17 protein-coding genes are annotated in these 16222 nt (G+C 42.3%); 14 read left to right on the top strand and 3 right to left on the bottom strand.

Going from position 1 to position 16222, the window contains the following annotated elements:
• Positions 1–107: 107 nt before the first annotated feature.
• Positions 108–1637 carry a Ppx/GppA phosphatase family protein gene (locus ACFWMP_RS14690; protein WP_042188766.1) on the top strand — a complete coding sequence of 510 codons (1530 nt, stop codon included), beginning with the start codon at positions 108–110 and terminating at the stop codon, positions 1635–1637.
• On the opposite strand, the gene ppk1 is transcribed toward ACFWMP_RS14690, so the two are convergent.
• Complete coding sequence (gene ppk1 / locus ACFWMP_RS14695; protein ID WP_339265039.1) at positions 1585–3699, bottom strand: polyphosphate kinase 1; 2115 nt, start codon at positions 3697–3699, stop codon at positions 1585–1587. The genes ACFWMP_RS14690 and ppk1 overlap by 53 nt on opposite strands.
• Before the next feature lie 401 nt (positions 3700–4100).
• Between ppk1 and ACFWMP_RS14700 the strand changes: the two genes are divergently transcribed.
• A complete protein-coding gene (locus ACFWMP_RS14700; RefSeq protein WP_149647339.1) occupies positions 4101–4760 on the top strand; it encodes a 3D domain-containing protein in 660 nt (219 codons plus the stop codon).
• 140 nt (positions 4761–4900) lie between these two features.
• Here ACFWMP_RS14700 and ACFWMP_RS14705 read toward each other — a convergent pair whose 3' ends face one another.
• On the bottom strand, positions 4901–5782 hold the full coding sequence (locus tag ACFWMP_RS14705; protein WP_379424055.1) for a polysaccharide deacetylase family protein: 882 nt from the start codon (positions 5780–5782) through the stop codon (positions 4901–4903).
• Between the two features lie 185 nt (positions 5783–5967).
• Here ACFWMP_RS14705 and ACFWMP_RS14710 point away from each other — a divergent pair, with 185 nt between their 5' ends.
• The 8 genes from ACFWMP_RS14710 to ACFWMP_RS14745 all read left to right on the top strand — a co-directional run bounded on the left by ACFWMP_RS14710 (position 5968) and on the right by ACFWMP_RS14745 (position 12306).
• Positions 5968–7002 (top strand): NADH:flavin oxidoreductase/NADH oxidase, encoded by a 1035-nt coding sequence (locus ACFWMP_RS14710; RefSeq protein ID WP_379424056.1) that lies wholly within the window; start codon positions 5968–5970, stop codon positions 7000–7002.
• An 87-nt stretch (positions 7003–7089) separates the two neighbouring features.
• The gene (locus ACFWMP_RS14715) at positions 7090–7794 is read left to right on the top strand and encodes a dihydroorotate dehydrogenase electron transfer subunit (protein WP_379424057.1); all 705 of its coding nucleotides are present in this window, start codon (positions 7090–7092) and stop codon (positions 7792–7794) included.
• Positions 7787–8719 carry a dihydroorotate dehydrogenase gene (locus ACFWMP_RS14720; protein WP_379424058.1) on the top strand — a complete coding sequence of 311 codons (933 nt, stop codon included), beginning with the start codon at positions 7787–7789 and terminating at the stop codon, positions 8717–8719. The genes ACFWMP_RS14715 and ACFWMP_RS14720 overlap by 8 nt, the downstream gene beginning before the upstream one ends.
• 23 nt (positions 8720–8742) lie before the next feature.
• Positions 8743–9081 (top strand): prenylated flavin chaperone LpdD, encoded by a 339-nt coding sequence (lpdD, locus tag ACFWMP_RS14725; RefSeq protein WP_379424059.1) that lies wholly within the window; start codon positions 8743–8745, stop codon positions 9079–9081.
• 70 nt (positions 9082–9151) lie between these two features.
• A complete protein-coding gene (locus ACFWMP_RS14730) occupies positions 9152–9820 on the top strand; it encodes a PspA/IM30 family protein (RefSeq protein WP_042188756.1) in 669 nt (222 codons plus the stop codon).
• Between the two features lie 123 nt (positions 9821–9943).
• Complete coding sequence (locus ACFWMP_RS14735) at positions 9944–10348, top strand: DUF350 domain-containing protein (protein WP_094869154.1); 405 nt, start codon at positions 9944–9946, stop codon at positions 10346–10348.
• Between the two features lie 14 nt (positions 10349–10362).
• The gene (locus ACFWMP_RS14740; protein ID WP_042188751.1) at positions 10363–10869 is read left to right on the top strand and encodes a DUF4178 domain-containing protein; all 507 of its coding nucleotides are present in this window, start codon (positions 10363–10365) and stop codon (positions 10867–10869) included.
• Positions 10870–11043: 174 nt separating this feature from the next.
• The gene (locus ACFWMP_RS14745) at positions 11044–12306 is read left to right on the top strand and encodes a molybdopterin molybdotransferase MoeA (RefSeq protein WP_379424060.1); all 1263 of its coding nucleotides are present in this window, start codon (positions 11044–11046) and stop codon (positions 12304–12306) included.
• Positions 12307–12536: 230 nt separating this feature from the next.
• On the opposite strand, the gene xerS is transcribed toward ACFWMP_RS14745, so the two are convergent.
• Positions 12537–13619 carry a tyrosine recombinase XerS gene (gene xerS / locus ACFWMP_RS14750; RefSeq protein ID WP_339796103.1) on the bottom strand — a complete coding sequence of 361 codons (1083 nt, stop codon included), beginning with the start codon at positions 13617–13619 and terminating at the stop codon, positions 12537–12539.
• A gap of 263 nt (positions 13620–13882) precedes the next feature.
• Here xerS and ACFWMP_RS14755 point away from each other — a divergent pair, with 263 nt between their 5' ends.
• The 4 genes from ACFWMP_RS14755 (at position 13883) to ACFWMP_RS14770 (ending at position 16059) form a co-directional block, all read left to right on the top strand.
• Positions 13883–14428, top strand: a complete 546-nt coding sequence (locus ACFWMP_RS14755; protein WP_052404316.1) for a GNAT family N-acetyltransferase — start codon at positions 13883–13885, stop codon at positions 14426–14428.
• A 184-nt stretch (positions 14429–14612) separates the two neighbouring features.
• Positions 14613–14714, top strand: a complete 102-nt coding sequence (locus ACFWMP_RS14760) for a sporulation protein YjcZ (protein WP_197069683.1) — start codon at positions 14613–14615, stop codon at positions 14712–14714.
• A gap of 184 nt (positions 14715–14898) precedes the next feature.
• Positions 14899–15546: a TetR/AcrR family transcriptional regulator gene (locus ACFWMP_RS14765; RefSeq protein ID WP_042188748.1), complete on the top strand. Its 648-nt coding sequence runs from the start codon at positions 14899–14901 to the stop codon at positions 15544–15546.
• 33 nt (positions 15547–15579) lie between these two features.
• Complete coding sequence (locus tag ACFWMP_RS14770) at positions 15580–16059, top strand: flavodoxin domain-containing protein (protein ID WP_042188746.1); 480 nt, start codon at positions 15580–15582, stop codon at positions 16057–16059.
• Positions 16060–16222: the final 163 nt, after the last annotated feature.

A 16222-nucleotide genomic window follows, 5' to 3' on the forward strand; every position in this document is an offset into this window, starting at 1 on the left:
TTTTTTTAACAGTTGCGTAATTTGAGGATATAATGGACTGAGTTCATTTATTTATGTAAACCATGTATAATAGATGGTCAAACAACTTGAAAAGGAGTACATACATAATGAGAGATGATCTGCGCCGGATAGGCATTATCGATATTGGTTCTAACTCCATACGTCTTGTAATCTATGATACAACGCCGGAGGGAGGCTATAAGATCATCAAGGAGTGTAAGTACTCTGCGCGTCTTAGTGAGAAGATTACGAAGGAAGGTCGACTGGAGCAGAAGGATATGGAGACGATCATCCCAGTCTTGCGCCAGTTTAAGGAGATCTGCAATGCTTTTGATGTAGAAACCATTCGTGCGGGCGCTACAGCGGCAATCAGAAATGCTGCTAACTCCAGTGAAATTATTGCCTTTTTATCAGAAGCTTCAACCATACCCATTGAGGTTATCAGTGGTCATCAGGAAGCTTATTTTGGCTTCTTAGGTGTCATAAATGCATTTAATGTTGAAGATGGTTATGTCATCGATATTGGTGGCGGGAGTACTGAAATCACACTTTTTCGCGGGCGGCGTTATCAACATAGTATTTCCTTTCCGTTCGGAGCGGTGAATACCAATCTTATGTTTGGTCAAGGTGGGAACTGGAATGGAGAGCAGATTCAGAAGCTCGAGACCTATGTTCTGGGGAGATTGGTAGAGCATGATTGGCTTAACTCAACAGCAGGTCTTCCACTGTTTGGTCTGGGAGGTACGGTTCGTTCTCTAGGTAAGCTGGATCAAAAGACTAGAGCATACTCATTACCTAACTCTCACGGTTACACCATGGCCAGTGAGACGATTGAGCATTTTATGAACACATTACCTTCAATGCCTTATGATAAGCGTAAAGACTTAGATGGGTTGTCTAAGAGTCGAGCAGATATCATCGTATCTGGGTTGATTATTTTCCATACGGTATATCAGTATATTGGGGCTAGCCAGGCTGTAATCAGCGGGGAGGGGCTCAGGGAAGGTATGCTACATGATCTACTGAAGCCGGAGCAACCGGTGCGAGACAGTGCGCTTGAATACAGTTTAAATACGATTATTCGGTTTGATATTCGTACTTCTAAACGGTATTTAGATCATATTAACAAGCTTGCTCTAAGTCTGTTTGACGCATTCAAGGATGAGGAGAATAAAGCTGAACATGAGATGTTAATTTATGTATCCATCATGCTACATCGGACAGGGTCTAACATTAACTATTATCAATCTAAACGACACACCCTGTATTGGCTGATGAATTCACCGATTCGTGGACTGACACACCGTCAGCTTATCCTGTGCGCGATGATTGCCTCGTATAGCACAAAAAGCCGGAAGCAGAAATTGTCCCAGATGTATAAGGACATTTTACTGCCTTCCGACGAAGAGTGGATTCATAAGCTCGGATCGCTTGTGCAGCTAAGCATTGCACTAGACAGCACCGAGATCGGGATTGTAAGCGGCCTGAAGGCTAATCTCCACGGCAATACTCTTAATCTGGATCTTGAGGGCGCTTCAGCGCTTCTGATTGGTCTAGAGGACATTGAGAACGCCTTAAAAGCATTTAAGAATGCTTGGGCGGTGAAGGTAAAACTCGATTTTCCTTCCAACGTGTAACATCCATTGCTGCGAACTGGCTCCGGAAAGGGGCCTTTTTGTCGTCTGGCTGCTCGTAATACCCATTAGGCTGTAAGAAGCTGGCCTTCACATTATCTTTAAGGGATAGTTCAAGAATCTTAACGATTTGTTTACGAATATTGCTGTCTCTTACCGGACACATCAGCTCGATCCGTCGGGTTAGGTTTCTAGTCATCCAGTCTGCACTGGATAAATACACCTCAGGCTTCCCGCCATTTTCAAAATAGTAAATTCTTGAATGCTCCAGAAAGCGGTCGACAATACTGCGAACCGTAATGTTTTCGCTCAAGCCTTCAATCCCCGGACGAAGACAACAAACCCCCCGAACGATTAAATCGATAGATACACCGGCCTGTGCGGCACCATATAAATCGTCGATGACTTGTTGATTAGAGAGTGAGTTCATTTTGGCAATGATACGTGCAGGTCTTCCAGCTGCAGCATGCTCCGCTTCACGCTTCATCAGCTTTTGTAAGGAAAGGCTCATGTCCGTTGGAGCTACAATGAAGGAATTCCAGTCAAAATCAGCGGAATAGCCAGTCATTTGATTAAACAGCTCGGAAGCATCAAGTCCGATATCGCTTTGAGCAGTAAATAGACTGAGATCCGTATAGACTTTGGCTGTACTGTCATTGTAGTTTCCTGTGCCTACATGCACGTAACGACGTAATTCATGGCCTTCCTGACGGACAATCAAGGTAACTTTGGCATGCGTTTTTAGACCAACAAGACCATAAACGACATGACATCCGGATTTTTCAAGTTGGCGGGCCCAAGCAATGTTACGTTCCTCATCAAATCTGGCTTTTAACTCAACAACGACTGTTACCTGTTTTCCGGATTCAGCAGCATTAGCGAGTGCAGTGATCAGAGGAGAGTTTCCGCTCACGCGGTATAAAGTCATCTTAATGGCCATCACTTGTTCGTCCTCTGAGGCTTGAATGATAAAGTCCGTCATCGCATCAAAGGATTCGTAAGGGTGATAGACCAGGACATCTCGCTCACGTAATACCTCGAAGAAATCCTCGTTCTCTTCAAATTCAGCAGGGTAGACGGGTTCAATGCTTGGATAGTTTAAGTAACTAAAGCCCTTAATACTGCCGGCGAAATTACGAAGGAAACTTAGATCTAGCGGACCTTCAATTTCGAATACGAAATCTTCAATTTCAAACTCAGCTTGCAGCTGTTCCAAGGCATATGGATGAATTCCTTTTTGTACTTCAAGTCTTGCTGGAACACCGCGGCGACGCTTGCGCAGCTCCTTTTCAATCTCTTCTAGAAGATCCTCGGCCCCTTCTTCGTCGATCGTGAGATCAGAGTTGCGGGTCAAACGAAATTCACTAACGGCAACGGGCTCATAACCACTAAATAAAGTTTGAATGTGATGACGGATGACATCCTCTATAAATACGAACTGCCGTTTCTTACTGTTAGACCGGTGTGGTAGCGGGATACATCTTGGCAGATTAGATGGAATTTGCAGAATAGCAAAAAAAGGCTCTTCTTCAAGGCCATTCTTACGAGTAAGAACTACTGCTAAATAGATAAATTGGCTATGAACGAGTGGAAACGGTCGACTCTGATCTACAGCCATTGGCGTAAGTACAGGATAAATGATATCCCGGTAATATTGTTCTATGGACTGTTCTTGTGCATGAGTGAGATCCTCATAATCAACAAAAACGATACCTTCTTTATGCAAGCTCCGTGAAATATCACGGAAAATCCGGTATTGGTCGGCAACAATTTTGGTAACTCGCTTGATGAGACGTTTGTATAGCCCGGAAGGGGTGTAGCCAGTGAAATCTTTTTTAGTATAGCCTGCCCGGATTTGATCTTGAATTCCTGCCACTCGAACGCTTATGAATTCATCAAGATTGCTTGAGACGATAGCCAGAAATCTAGCCCGCTCCATTAGCGGATTATCAGGGTCTTGAGCTTCTTTCAGCACGCGTCGGTTAAATTCGATCCAGCTCAAATCTCTATTGAGGTAAGCAGTGGCTGGGCTGCTTTGGTTGTTTTTATTCTCTTCTGTATTCATGGGACCTCCAAATATGATTCGTTGTCTATATCTATTCTATTTATCATATTCTATCATTCTACTATTGGATAAAGCATGAAATGTTAACGCTATGTAAAATCTTCGGGAATTTTATATGATAATTTTAAAAAAATGGTGCATGTATCTTTTAATGTAGTTTACATAATGAAAAATATGTTAACCACAATCCGAAAAAATGACAATATTGAAACTTGATTTTTCACAATGGTAACAATTACATAAGCACAGGTTACAAAATTGTGATATATTAAGTCCTGTCAGTTTTACAAAAGACTGCAACACATCAAGAAATCACACACGGGTTGTACATAAGTACTTAAAATGTACACGAGCGTATACGGAAGTGATACCGTTCACGCCCATCTAATGAGGAGGCAATTATGAAGAACAGATTTAGAACAATTAAAACCCTTGCTGCAATTATGGGAATCAGTGCATTACTGCATGCCGTCCCAGCTCATGCAGACAGCGTTCATATCGCTAAGGATGGCAACACTTTTTATACTTTATCCAAGCAATATAATGTAGGTGTGAATGAATTAATGAAAGCAAACCCAAACGTTGCAGCACTTAACATTTACGAAGGTCTTGAAATTACTATCCCTAGTAAGATGCAGGCTGAGTCCGTAACTACAACTGACAAATCACCAGTGATTACACCAAGTCTGAATGTAAACTCAGAGTCCAAAACAGTTGAAGCATGGGGTAAGTCCTTTAATTATGACAAATCGATTCAAGTCAAAGCTTCAGCTTATTCTTCTGCAAGCAGTGAGAACGGCGGATGGGGTGCAGTAGATTATTTCGGAAATCCTCTCAAACTTGGAACTATTGCTGTTGATCCAAATGTGATTCCTCTCGGTACCAAAGTATTGGTGACAGGCCATTCACATGATGGATTGCCTAAAGATGCATTCTTAGCAACGGCAACGGATGTGGGCGGTGCTATAAAAGGCAATCGTATCGATATCTTTATCCCTGGTAGCCAAAGCTTTGTATCATCATTCGGTTATCAATATGTACAATTATACATTGTTAAATAGATAGATAAAAATAGAGAGAATACCTATGAGATATGAAAAGTTCTAAAATAAGGTTACACAGGAAACGGAGGGAGTCCTTAGCGGCTGCCTCCGTTTTTTTTTTTTTTTTACGTATTATAAAATATATATTTGGGGGTAATTTATTTACTTTTGGACACTTGTAGTAATTGAGGAACGGTAACGAAAGTATAGCCCCGCTTGCGCATAATAGTGATTACTTCAGGTAAAGCCTGAATCGTTCCCTGTAGATGACTACCTGGACCGCCTCCACCGTGCTGAAGAATAATCGCTCCTCTCCCAATATGGGCTAGAATATTATTTCTGACTTGGTTTTTGGAAAGTCCTTTCCAGTCCAATGAGTCCACATTCCAATTCACGAGCGTGTAGCCATGGCTTTTTGCCCATTTTAGCTGCTGTTCACTGATATCCCCATAGGGTGGGCGAATTAGTCGTGGTTTATATCCGGCCAAGGTTTGTATAATATCCTCGGTCTTTATGATTTGTGATTGAAAATCATTCATCGCAAGCTTCACAAACTGAGGGTGGTTATACGAGTGATTTCCAATCGCATGTCCTTCTCTAATCATTCTTTTCACCAAAGCTGGATGTTTTTTTGCTCTGCTTCCCACCACAAAGAAGGTTGCTTTGACATTGTATTTTTTCAGGATGTTAAGCAATTGGGGGGTAAATCTTGGATCAGGAACATCATCAAAAGTAAGTGCTATGACTTTATTCCGAGGTCCACTAGTCTTAAAAGTCTCTGGGTATTTGTGTAACAGCTGACTTAATGTCAGACCTTTAGTGTTTTTATTGCTGTTAAGTGTCGAACTATTTGTAGCAGCGCTACCTGCTGAAATTGCCGTATCTTCGTCTGAAGCGGGTACACTTTGTGTTTGTTCTTGCGGAGTCTTCTGACTCTGTACAGGCGCTGACGCAACCTCTGAAGAATAGGTTGGGAATAGCATAGTTATGATTGTTCCTAATACTATAAGCAGTTTCTGACCTCTCCGTTGAAAATACATCCCCATCTGCCTCCTTTACTACCTGATCACCGTCATATTCTTAATTGTTATCTCCATAGATGGGTAGATTTATGCTGATAACAATACAGTATTGGTTAAGATTTCTTGAAGGAACCAATGCGTGTATACTAATAGAACGGGGAATTCCCGAGTCAATTATAGATTACGGAAGGATGGAGACATGAATGTCTGATTTGTTTGCACCGTATGAATTGAAGGGGTTATCGCTGAAGAATCGTATTGTCATGCCACCTATGTGCCAGTATTCGGTGGATAAAGAGGATGGCATCCCTAATGATTGGCATTATGTTCATTATGTAAGCCGTGCTATTGGCGGTACAGGATTTATTATCGTGGAAATGACTGGCGTACATCCAGATGGTAGAATCACTAATCGAGATACAGGAATCTGGAGTGATTCGCAAATTGAAGCTTATCGTAGAATCACGGATGGTGTACATGCGTATGGATCAAAAATCGCTGTTCAATTAGGACATGCTGGACGAAAAGCTGTGGATGCAGAGCCGCCAGTGGCTCCATCAGCAATTCCTTTTGATGCTAATTTCAAAACGCCACAGGCCCTTTCTAAAAAAGGAATTTCAGAATTAATTGAGGCCTTCCGTGAAGGGGCGCGCAGAGCTATAGAGGCAGGATTTGATACGGTCGAAATTCATGGTGCACATGGTTATTTAATTCATCAGTTTCATTCTCCATTGACGAATACCAGAGATGATGAATATGGACAAGATCCTGCGTTGTTCGGAGAACAGGTAGTTAAAGCAGTCCGAGAAGTGGTTCCTGTAGACATGCCATTGATTATGAGAATATCTGCGAAGGAATATGTAGAGGGTGGATATGATGCTGCATACGCTCTGGATATTTGCCGACGGTATAAGAATGCTGGAGTGGATCTGTTCCATGTTTCTTCTGGAGGAGAAGGTCCTATAGGTTCAAATGGAGGGCCGGGTGCAGGCCCTGCTTATCAAGTGGATCTGGCAGAGTTTATCCGTAGTGAATTACAGGTGCCTGTAATTGCAGTGGGGCGGCTTGAATCCTTTACTGAGGCACAGTCCATTGTCGCGGAAGAACGGGCAGAGCTGATAGCCGTTGGCCGTGGGATGTTGAGCGATCCCTATTGGTCTTTACATGCGGAAGAGGCGCTTGGAAGCGTACGTAATGTCCCCAAACCTTATGAACGCGGGATCTGGAAAAAGGGATAGCGCGCTTTGAATGTGAAGTTTGTCACAGATTTTATACTCCTTCTAAGGCAATCTTAATAAAGATAAAATTTGAAGGAGCTTGATAACGTGGGGATGGTTTTAAGTAACGATCGGCTAACTGACGGAGTGTACCACCTTAAAGTTGAAACGAATAGCGGCGGTGAAATGGGTCAATTCTACATGTTACGGGCATGGGATGCTTATCCGATCCTTTCCAGACCGTTAAGTATACATGAAGTAAAAGAGGATAGTGTCGAATTTTTATATCACGTAGTGGGGGAAGGCACTGAGATATTTTCACGGTTGACTCCTGGTGACTCAGTGGAGCTTGAAGGGCCTTTTGGCACGGGATTCCCACAGGTCGAAGGCAAGGTTGCACTTATTGGTGGTGGAATTGGAATAGCGCCGCTATATTATTGTGCAAAGCAGCTGCCTGGTTGTGATATCTTTCTAGGTTTTAGTCGGGAAGCTTACCGGACAGAAGCTTTTCGTCCATTAGCAGCCGAGCTTACAGTAGATGTAGGCGGATTTATTTTGGATCGTGTGGATTTTAGTCAGTATGATCATGTTTTCGTTTGCGGCCCACATCCTATGCTTAAAGCTGCACAGCTTAAAGGCGTAGCGGCCGAAGAGGCGGGTAGCAATACAAAAGTTTATCTCTCTCTAGAGAATCGAATGGCTTGCGGCATTGGTGCCTGTCTTGTTTGTAGTGTTTCTTGTCGTGATGGTCAGCGAAAAGCCTGTGCAGACGGACCCGTGTTCCTTTCTGAGGAGGTGATTTTTCATGACTAAGATGAGTACAACTATTGCAGGCGTTCATTTTAAGAATCCGATTGTAATGGCTTCAGGAACATTCGGCTTTGGTCGTGAATATGGAAAGCTGTATGATGTATCTTTGCTAGGTGGAATCTCAGGGAAAGGGCTCACCCTCCATCCAAAAGCAGGTAACCCTGGCACTCGAGTTTATGAGACAGCCTCTGGCATGCTGAATAGTGTAGGATTGGAGAATCCCGGTGTAGCTGCGTTCTTGGAAAAAGAATGCCCTTATTGGGAGACACTCGATACAGCCCGTTTGGTGAATCTTGGGGGCGGGACGCTTGAGGATTACGTACTTGGAGCAGAAATAATCCAGCGTGATGCAGATTTTCGATTAAGCGTAGGTAAACCAGCTGTTGATATGATTGAGTTGAATATTTCCTGTCCAAATGTAAAAGAGGGTGGAATTGCATTTGGAATCAAGACTTCAGAAGCGCAAAAAGTAGTACAAGCTGTTAGACGTGCCACTAGGCTACCACTTGCGGTAAAGCTGTCTCCAGGTGCTGAGAATATCGTTGAGATGGCGCAAATGTGTGAGGCAGAGGGAGCAGATGCTGTCTCGCTGATCAACACCATTTCCGGGATGAAAATTGATGTGCGACGGAGAAGTAGTGTATTTAATAACTTGTATGCCGGACTGTCCGGACCAGCGATTAAGCCAGTTGCTTTGCGCATGGTGCATCAAGTCGCACAGAACATATCTATTCCAGTAATCGGAATGGGGGGCATCACCACAGCTACTGATATTATTGAATTTATTATGGCAGGTGCTTCGGTAATCCAAGTAGGAACCTACAATTTCATGAATTTGAGAGCAGGTAGTCAGCTTGTTGAAGAGCTTGAGCAATTCATGGTTCAAGAGAATATTCAATCCTTGGATGAAATACGTGGCATTATATAAAGTGGAGTAGTGAGGAGATACTATTGACTTCTAACAAGATTAACCCCGAGGATATTGAGCTGACGGCGATGCCTGTCGGACGTGATCTTTTACTCGTAATTAGTGGGGGCGTTCGTCATATTGGAGCGGCAAGTACTGCGTATTTAAATGGAGAGCGGGTGGAAGTGCAGACCTCTGCCGTTCCTCATCATAAAGAGAATACGATAAGCGAAGATATTGCCATTAGGGTAGCTGAGGCTTTAAACAAGACGGTCACAGTAGTTATGGGCATTCATTACGACGATCTCACGAAAGAAGGTATTAAAGAGGTCGTTGAGATCGTAAATAATAAAGTAATTCAATATTTAGCGCAACAAATGTGAAACGGGATTGGCAATTCTGCGTAAAAGATATCAAGTGAGTATTTAAATTATCTTTTGGAGGAATGAAACCATGTCTATATTTAAAAGATTGCGCGATTTAACAATGTCTAACGTGAATGCGATTATCGACAAAGCAGAAGACCCGATTAAGATGACCGATCAGTACATTCGTGATATGACCGAAGATTTGGAAGATGCAGAAAAAGCTGTAGCGGCTCAAATCGCTATTGAGAAAAAGTTCAAGCAGCTTTATGAAGAGCAGGAAGCGCTTGTTAACAAACGTACGCAACAGGCACATGCTGCAGCTCAAGCTGGTAATGTTGACCTTGCTCGCCGAGCTCTGGAAGAGAAGAAGGCTGCTGAAGCTAAACTGGTAGAATACAAAGCTAGCTTCGATCAGAACAAAGCATCTGCGGATAATCTTCGTGGGAAGCTTGACGAAATGCGTAAGCAGCTCACTCAAATGAAGAACAAACGTGAAACCTTGGTTGCTCGTTATAATGCTGCTAAAGCTCAAACCGAAATTAATAAAGCGATGAGTGGTTTCAGCTCTGATTCCGCATCTGCTGGCCTGAAACGTATGGAAGAAAAAATGCTGCAAGCAGAAGCTCAAGCCGAAGCTAGCAACGAGATGAGCTCGGGCAACAAATCACTTGATGATGAGTTCGAGAAGTTGAACAAAGATCAAGCAGTAGAAGATGAATTGGCTGCTCTGATGAAACAATACGAGAAGCAATAACATTTGATCTTAGCCGTTTCACGGCTGATGTTCACAGGCGAAGGGGAGACAGGAATATCGTTTCCTCTTCGCTTTATCTATGCTTATGACAGCATGCAAAATGAATAAGCGGGGGCTATTAGAATGGATTTCCATATCCTGGTGTCCATGGTCGTGTGGACAGTGAGCGGCGCGGTGTTGCTGTTTGTGCTGATGTTCGTAGATTCACTCTTCACTCGATACAATGATTTAGAAGAGTTAAAGGCTGGAAATATGGCAGTTACTACACGTTTTGTAATGAAGCTATTGGCACAGGCATTCATTTTATCATCATCGATAGCTGCTTCTAACAGCCTGCCAGATGCTTTGCTGATCTCGATTGTATCTTTTTTTCTTTTGCTTATATTGGAAAGAACGGTTCGTCTCCTCTTGGCTAAATGGGGGAATCTGGATCTGGATCATGGTACACAGCTTGGCAAAATCGGGTACGGCTTATTATCAGGCTCACTGCAAATTACGGGAGCTTTAATTATTTCTGCATTTATGTAGGGGGAACGGTCAAGTTGAGTATATGGAAACGTATAGGTAATCTTTTCTCCAAACCAGCGGCACAGGAAGTTCAGAAAAGTATGCTTAATTTGTCTCCCGGAGACATCTGTGAAGTATCGCTCGTTACCTACGAGGTTACCGGCAGGACCCATAATCGTGGACGAAATGCGGTAGTGCTGACATTAAGAGATGGTAGTCAAATTGCCTATTTGCATATTGAGGAGCGGGAACAGCTGCAATATGGTTTATATAAACCTATTGATGGGCGCTTAGATAATCCTGCTGAGGTTCCAACAACACTTGAACTGGATGATTATACATTTTTTCTGGAGGAAGAGTATGAAGGATATGTTGCTGCCCTAGGCCAAACCCCTTTTATGAATGGTGGAGAGCAGCATGTATGGCAGTATCAGTCAGATGATTCTCGGCTTCTGCGTGTAGAATGGCAACATGGACGGTTCATGCTGTATGAAGGGGAGAAAGTAATTCCTGGTGATGTGAAGGTAATTAGAGCATCCTAGACATGAATCGTAAGAGATGTGATCTTGAGATCGCATCTTTTTTTTGTAATTACGTAGCTGAAATCGGTAAAGGATTAATGTCGTTTCCACCATTCATTTTACTTCAGGATAGCTCATGTTAAAATAGTACCTATTGTACTACAAAAAACGGACGATTTAGAGCGGAGGTATGTTATGAAGGATCATAAATTTCAGCGCAGCGCGCTTCAAGTAAAAGAGGCACAGGCCAAAATAATCAAATTTGCTAATCCGCTAGAGTCACAGGAGGTCTCATTGAATGAGGTCTGTGGACGTTATTTGGCTAAGGAAGTGATTGCGCCACATCCTTTTCCCGCGTTTAACCGTTCTAGCATGGATGGATATGCAATTATTGCAGCAGATACAAGTCACTGTGTAAATGGACAAGTCGTATGGTTAGAAATGGTGGACAATATTCCATGTGGCGCTGTGGCATCGGTAGATATAACTTCGGGAACAGCCGCAAGGATAATGACTGGAGCACAAGTGCCGTTAGGGGCAGATACTGTAGTTATGCTAGAAGTAACGGAGACACGTGAGGAGGAAGGAAAGACTTACGTAGGTATTCGAAAGAAGCAGGAAGCGAAGTCTAATATCACACCGATGGGGCTGGAGTTAAGCTCTGGTGAGCTAGTGCTGCCAGCGGGGCGATTAATCTCTGCCGGGGATATAGCTGTTCTGGCAGCGTTTGGCATACATACAGTGAAAGTCTATCGTCGGCCTAAGGTAGCTATCTTTGCGACAGGCACAGAGCTGCTAGAGGTACATGAACCACTACAGCCTGGCAAAATTCGAAACAGCAACTCACCCATGCTCGAAGCTTTAGTCAAAGAGGCAGGTGGGGAGCCCGTGATGCTGGGATCTATTGTGGATGATCTGGAGCTGGCTCGAAGTAAAGTACAGATGGCGCTGGAAACCTATGATTTTGTAATCACTACGGGTGGAGTATCGGTAGGAGATTATGATATTATGGGCGATTTGGTTCGTGAACAGAGTGGAGATATGTTATTTAATAAAGTGACGATGCGTCCGGGGAGTGTAACCACTGCTGCTGTTAGAGGTGGTAAGCTGCTGTTAGCCCTATCAGGTAATCCAGGTGCTTGTTTCGTTGGTTTTCAATTGTTCGCACGTCCGGTTATCAGATTAATGCAGTGTGCGTCACAGCCGTTCTTACCAGAATGGAGCGCCACACTCGGTGCAGATTATAACAGAGTGAATGACTTTACCCGATTTGTTAGAGCGCGATTAGAGATCCGTGAAGGCAGCCTTTATGCCATTCCAGCAGCGATAGACGAATCTTCCGTGATGGTCACGATCAAGGATAGCGATTGTCTGATTGTTGTTCCACCAGGGGATCGAGGCTTATCTGCGGGTGCTAAAGTGACTATTATCAAGCTTCCGGGAGAAATACGGGGATAGGATAAAGGTAAAATGCTTTTTGACATTAACAATAGGACGGAAATAGCTAATTATCTAATATGCCAACGATATTATTTATAACATTTCAATATATGAAAAATTCACAATAGAAAAGCCGATATTTCAACATAATGCTAATCTGATCAGTCTTTCTAAACCATGTAAAAAGAGAGCCGGCCACACCTTTTCCATAAAAATCGGATAGGGTATGGCCGGCTTTTCGCAAAAAATTAACTATCCAAACGGCGTTCAATCGCCTCAGACATCGTTTTGTCCGTGAGATGAGCATAGATTTCGGTTGTTTCTGTCGAAGCATGCCCGAGCTGTTCTTTCGTTTTATAAATATCGTTTTGCAGATAATAGTCTGTTGCAAAAGAGTGACGAAGCTTATGTACCGTTAGATAGGGCTTACCAAAGCGTTTTGCATATTTAATAATCATTTCTTGAATGGCTCTTTTGGTCATGCGTTTGCCTTCTTGCCGTCCATTGGGCAAAGCGATAAATAAAGCTTTTTCCCTCTTCGGCGTTTTATAACGGGATTGACGTAGGCTTAAATAAAGAGCTAAATCCTCTTTAGCTTGTTCTCGAAAATAAACAGGGGTTTTGAAGGTTTCATCATTGTTCCCTTTTCGGGTGACATAGATCAGCTTGTTGTTAACATCCAGATCATCTACGTTTAGATTGACTACTTCGGATACACGAAGACCAGAATTCAGAATTAAGCTGGCAATACAGGCATCGCGTTCACGATTTAATTGAAAGGAGTAATAGGCCTGCTTGTTTCCTTCAACATCTCGTCCATATCCTTCGAAAATGTACCCCACAAATTCCAGCAGTTCCTCATCCTCTAGAATCTTGCCCTTTAATTTAGCAGCAGTATCCTTAGGTTTATGCGTTCGTTTAACTTCAACCTTAGCCATAATGTTTCGCTTAAGCAATGGATAGAAGTTCTCGTCCTCAGCGATTTGACTTAAATAATGAAATAAAGAGCGTAATGCGGACAGCTTACGGGACACGGTTACTCGTGTATTGGTTCCCTCAGCTCGGGTAGTGAGGTGTAGGCGGTATCCAACAATACTATCCATATGCAGGGTTTCTAATTCCAGCAGAGTGATCTCTGTATTGGAGTTGGCCTGTGAGAGGCCTTCTGCACGCAGCCATCCAAAAAAGGACTCATAGTCCCGAATATACTCCAGCAGGGTGGATGGGGATAGATCAGGACGCTTATAATCAATAAACTGCTGAACGAACCAAGGCATGAGAGGTAGCTTTAGATCCAGTTTTTTACGGTCATCGTTCTTTTGAACGCTCATGTGATTCACCTTTTCCATAGTTTGCATATCATTTCTTCTTTCTATCTTATCATGTTTTGTCCAAATATAAGAAAGTATAAGTTTCACACCATACTTTATGCCTTATATTTCTCGCAGAAACGGAAACCGTCCCAATAAGGACGGTAAAGCCGGTTCTTCTTGTCCCATGGCTTTGATCAAAGCTATTTACTAGTGATGAACTTGCTCCTGAAGTAACTAAGTTATATGATGTGTAGTAAACATAAATGGCAGAGGTGCACGAAATGGAACTTGGAATGGAGCTGGTTCCCAAAGAGCGGAAACAGACGATAAGCAAACTAATGCAGTACTATTTATATGATTTCACCCGTTATCTGGAGCTTGATGTAGATCAAGATGGAGTATATCCAGCTTATCCGGGATTAGAATCATTTTGGAGTAGTGGCAACAATAAATTTGCGTATTTGTTTAAAGTAGACGGGAATATTGCCGGATTTGCTTTGGTAGAACGGTTGTTGTATGATCCCGAAGGGCAATTTTACATGACTGAGTTTTTTGTGATGCAAAAATATCGCCGGAGCGGTGTGGGGACCTGGGCCGCGCATAAATTGTTTGATATGTATCCAGGCGACTGGAAGGTGTCACAGGTACGTGCGAATACGCCTGCCCGTAGTTTCTGGCATAGAGTGATTGGAGAGTACACAAATGGAGAATTTAAAGAGCGTTTTAATCCGCCTCAAGGAAATCCGAGTCAATACTTCAACACATTAACTAATAATAAGGTTAATGATTGTAAAGGTAACAGCGATGATGTAGTCATGAAAAATTAATGGTTATCTCACGATAATTAAGATAAACGCGGAAATAGTTTACATAATAATTATTATGTAAACTAACAATGAATAACCCAACAGCCTTAACAGGAATGTTGGGTTATTTTTGTTCATTTCACCCAAGCACAGAGTGGGATTTAGCATATCTTATGGTGTACTCAATTACAAAGGAGGAGTTAAAATGGGCGAATTCGCAGGAGGATATGGTGGATTTACTTCCACAGGAGCGATTCTGGTTCTGTTTATCCTGTTGGTTATCATCACTAAAACTCTTTGTCTGTAATCCTTTAACATCATGAAGTTTGGTTCCGCCAGTCTATAAGGACTGGCGGATTTTTCATGTTTGGATATGACAATAAGGGTTGGGTGGTTTGCCTGTGACTTACTATATAGAAAAGAACGTTATAAATTATATATATTTAACAGTGTTCAATGACTAAACGATGTTCAAATTATAAGGAGACGTCATGATGACTAAAGAACAACGGCAAATGCGTGAGCGTGAGGAAATGAAGAAAAGAATTTTAGAGGCTGCGGCCTTGTTGATTGCAGAGGAGGGGATTGAAAAGCTTTCTATTCGCAAAATTGCAGAGAAAATCGAGTATTCTCCGGGTATTATTTATCATTACTTTCAGGGTAAAGATGAAATTGTGGTGAGATATTTGCAACAGAAATATACAGATATGGTTGCCGGGCTTCAGTCCGTACAGCGGAAGGTGGAGCATGAACTGCCACCAGAGACGCTTTTGAGACAATCGCTTGAGCAATGGATCAGGATGACCCTTACCACAAGTGTTGAGTACCGTAATGTTATGCTAAATGATACACCGGCTGTTCTTAGTTACACAGCAGTTCTATTCAAGGGAGCTGGTCAGGAGCGTAAAGCGATAGGTATGCTCTGTCAATGTCTATCTAGGTTCGAATCGAAAGAACAACATATGGAATCTTCGATAGAGCTCACTGCTCAAGTGATGTGGAGTGCTGCGTTCGGATTAATTATGCGTTTGATTGTGGAAAAGGATTTGCCAGAAGATCAGGTTGAAGCACTGATATCTTGTTATTTGGATTCTATGGTTTCAATAGCAACCAGGGAGATACGTGAGCCTTTAACATAGTAGGATGATCAGAGGGTGGAGGGAAGAATCAGAATGAAGACGATTATTATTTATACTTCTAAATATGGATGTACGGAGAAAGCTGCCTATTTATTGAAAAATCAATTGGATGATGAGACTGAAGTAGTTAATTTAATGCATGCTAAAGAGCCTACATTAGAACGGTACGATACTGTAATCTTAGGTGGGTCTATTTATTTTGGGAAAATACAAAAACAAATGACGGAGTTTACTTCAAAATATCAAAATGAACTAGCTAATAAGCGCGTTGGATTGTTTATTTGTGCAGGAGCGAAGGGGGAGCAAGCCATACAAGAATTGAAATCTTCATTTCCAGAGAAGCTGTATAACCAATCAATTACAAAAGAAGTGTTCGGTGATGAGATTTACGAAGAGAAGATGACTGCATTAGATCGAGTGGTTCTGCGAGTGGTAAAAGGGAAGAATAAGAGTGTAAATGGATTATCCAAAGAGACGATAGAACGGTTTGCACTTGCGCTAAAGAAGCGGTGAACGAGTGTGGAAAATCGATTTCCTAAATTAGTTAACATAATCATTATTATGTTAACTAATTATTATTTCAGATACCAATTATCATTAGTTAGGAGAAGGGGGGCTTATAAAAAGTATTGATTTTTGATTTTATCGCTATTATTTTCCGCTAATTCATCATATG

It is taken from the genome of Paenibacillus sp. NPDC058367, assembly GCF_042723305.1.
GTDB lineage: Bacteria > Bacillota > Bacilli > Paenibacillales > Paenibacillaceae > Paenibacillus_AQ.

What these genes read in the sequence shown, in the direction of transcription:
- ACFWMP_RS14690 (WP_042188766.1), top strand. Translation starts at nt 108, where the DNA reads ATGAGAGATGATCTGCGCCGGATAGGCATTATCGATATTGGTTCTAAC.
- ppk1 (WP_339265039.1), bottom strand. Translation starts at nt 3,699, where the DNA reads ATGAATACAGAAGAGAATAAAAACAACCAAAGCAGCCCAGCCACTGCT.
- ACFWMP_RS14700 (WP_149647339.1), top strand. Translation starts at nt 4,101, where the DNA reads ATGAAGAACAGATTTAGAACAATTAAAACCCTTGCTGCAATTATGGGA.
- ACFWMP_RS14705 (WP_379424055.1), bottom strand. Translation starts at nt 5,782, where the DNA reads ATGTATTTTCAACGGAGAGGTCAGAAACTGCTTATAGTATTAGGAACA.
- ACFWMP_RS14710 (WP_379424056.1), top strand. Translation starts at nt 5,968, where the DNA reads ATGTCTGATTTGTTTGCACCGTATGAATTGAAGGGGTTATCGCTGAAG.
- ACFWMP_RS14720 (WP_379424058.1), top strand. Translation starts at nt 7,787, where the DNA reads ATGACTAAGATGAGTACAACTATTGCAGGCGTTCATTTTAAGAATCCG.
- ACFWMP_RS14730 (WP_042188756.1), top strand. Translation starts at nt 9,152, where the DNA reads ATGTCTATATTTAAAAGATTGCGCGATTTAACAATGTCTAACGTGAAT.
- ACFWMP_RS14735 (WP_094869154.1), top strand. Translation starts at nt 9,944, where the DNA reads ATGGATTTCCATATCCTGGTGTCCATGGTCGTGTGGACAGTGAGCGGC.
- ACFWMP_RS14745 (WP_379424060.1), top strand. Translation starts at nt 11,044, where the DNA reads ATGAAGGATCATAAATTTCAGCGCAGCGCGCTTCAAGTAAAAGAGGCA.
- xerS (WP_339796103.1), bottom strand. Translation starts at nt 13,619, where the DNA reads ATGAGCGTTCAAAAGAACGATGACCGTAAAAAACTGGATCTAAAGCTA.
- ACFWMP_RS14755 (WP_052404316.1), top strand. Translation starts at nt 13,883, where the DNA reads ATGGAACTTGGAATGGAGCTGGTTCCCAAAGAGCGGAAACAGACGATA.
- ACFWMP_RS14760 (WP_197069683.1), top strand. Translation starts at nt 14,613, where the DNA reads ATGGGCGAATTCGCAGGAGGATATGGTGGATTTACTTCCACAGGAGCG.
- ACFWMP_RS14765 (WP_042188748.1), top strand. Translation starts at nt 14,899, where the DNA reads ATGATGACTAAAGAACAACGGCAAATGCGTGAGCGTGAGGAAATGAAG.
- ACFWMP_RS14770 (WP_042188746.1), top strand. Translation starts at nt 15,580, where the DNA reads ATGAAGACGATTATTATTTATACTTCTAAATATGGATGTACGGAGAAA.